The organism is Metalysinibacillus jejuensis, assembly GCF_003057615.1.
Classification (GTDB): Bacteria; Bacillota; Bacilli; order Bacillales_A; family Planococcaceae; genus Metalysinibacillus; species Metalysinibacillus jejuensis.
Map to the genome: position 1 here is coordinate 1 of NZ_QAFW01000160.1, position 518 is coordinate 518.

A 518-nucleotide genomic window follows, 5' to 3' on the forward strand; every position below is an offset into this window, starting at 1 on the left:
CCCATCACGAACGGTTTAATGGAACGTTCGCCTCGATTGTTGTCCAATTCTAGACGACCATCCTTTAAAAATACCACGAGTTTCTGCCACTGATTTAAACAGTATGTAATGGCTTCACCCAATTTTGTTTTTGGTGCGACACGGGCCTTTTCTGTTTTTAGCCATACGAAAAAATCATCTAATACAGGTTTACTCTGCTTCAGACGTTCCTCATAACGACGTTCGGGTGTACAGTCGTCTAGTTTATTCATTTTTTTGTCAATCGCAAATAAACGGTTACAGAATTGAAGCCCTATTTTTGCGGCACATGGCTGCTCTGTATTTTGTAGATTTGCTGGTAAGGATTTCAACGCTTCATCGAACTTCCTTCGCGCATGTGCCCAACAGCCAACCAACTCTACCCTCGGTAAGTCATGATAACCTGCATAGCCATCGACATGTAGATAACCCGAAAATCCTTGTAAAAAGGCCTTTGGATGTTTACTAGCACGTGTTGTTTGGTAATCATAAAGCACGAT

At 41.9% G+C, this 518-nt stretch carries 1 protein-coding gene; it reads right to left on the reverse strand.

Annotated elements, in window-relative coordinates:
• Positions 1-518: IS66 family transposase (gene tnpC, locus DDE80_RS14675; RefSeq protein ID WP_108308660.1), on the reverse strand; the 518-nt coding region annotated here is incomplete at both ends.